Origin of the sequence: Streptomyces sp. NPDC048171 (assembly GCF_043202655.1) — a bacterium.
GTDB lineage: Bacteria > Actinomycetota > Actinomycetes > Streptomycetales > Streptomycetaceae > Streptomyces.
Genome location: NZ_JBIDAU010000047.1, coordinates 1 through 1037, shown reverse-complemented (window position 1 = coordinate 1037; position 1037 = coordinate 1). Strand labels below are relative to the sequence as shown.

The 1037-nt window shown below is 67.4% G+C and carries 2 protein-coding genes and 1 pseudogene; all 3 read right to left on the bottom strand.

The features are described from left to right. Positions 1-100 (bottom strand): type I-E CRISPR-associated protein Cas7/Cse4/CasC (locus tag ACGF3J_RS38750; protein WP_393856136.1); only part of this gene is annotated, 100 nt, incomplete at its 3' end. Between the two features lie 26 nt (positions 101-126). Beyond that, the gene (gene casB / locus ACGF3J_RS38745; protein WP_393856135.1) at positions 127-801 is read right to left on the bottom strand and encodes a type I-E CRISPR-associated protein Cse2/CasB; all 675 of its coding nucleotides are present in this window, start codon (positions 799-801) and stop codon (positions 127-129) included. A 54-nt stretch (positions 802-855) separates the two neighbouring features. Further along, positions 856-1037: pseudogene (locus ACGF3J_RS38740) on the bottom strand (type I-E CRISPR-associated protein Cse1/CasA); the annotation flags it as partial.

Sequence of the window (1037 nt, the reverse complement as noted above, 5' to 3'; positions counted from 1 at the left end):
AGAGCATGCTTTTCACCGAGTTGGTGTCGTCCCGGTTCAGGTTCGCGTAGGGAACTGGCTGGACGACGTGGATGTCGATGAAGCGTGGCTTGAGGTTCATCGGGGATCTCCTGTGGGTGAGAAGGGTCAGTCTCGGTCGGCGCCGGCCGTGATCCGGTAGAAGTCCTGCAGCCAGCGGCGGCTGATCCGCCCTGACTGGTACTGCCAGTCGACGAGGTCTGCCAGCAGCTGCCCCCAGTCGATGAAGACGCCGGTGGTGCGTACCTGATTCACCGCAGCGGGGAGGTGCAGGTGGATACCGCGCAGGCTCTGCCGCGTCAGGAGGTTGATGCGTCTTTCTGCGGCGCTCATCCGCATCGGCTTGCCCTTTGCGGTGACGGCTTTGCCCAGGGTGGCACCGAACGAGGAGCCATACGGGGCCGGCCCGGGCGGAGCAGCCTCCTCGGCGGGTTCCCCCTCACCTCGGAGAGCCTGCTTTTCTGCCGCTCGGTGTTCGTCTGGGGTGTCCTCGTCGTTTCCCTGGTCGGGCGAGAAGGCGTGTCGGGGCTGGGCCGCGATCAGCGAGGCCACCGTGTAGTGGGCCTGGGCTGTCGTGTCGTTGCACCCTTCCGGCAGCCGCGTTGTCAGCAGGCGGTGCATGGGGCGTGTGCGCGGGTGATCCAGGTCGCGGCGCAGGCCCGCGCGCAGCGCCGCACGGGCACCGGGATCCGTGCGGCACAGACGTTCGATGTGCGCGGTGAATGCGGCGTACGCGGCGCGATCGCTCTGCCGCTTGCTCGCTTCGGAAGCTTGGAAGGTCACGGCTTGTCCTCGGGTCGGCGGGCGACAGTCACGACTTCTCGGCGGCAGTTCTCGTCACCGGTTGTCCATCGCCTTGTGCGGGTCTTTCAGGGCGGCGAGGATGATGGCCTTCGCCCGGGTGACGGCCTTCGCGCCCCTTGATGTGCGGGTCACAGAGGCGGTGACTGCCTCGTAGGCGTCGAGCGCATGCCGCCCGAAGGCCCGGCAGGCGGCCTCGAAGTCGAATTCGGTGTCCA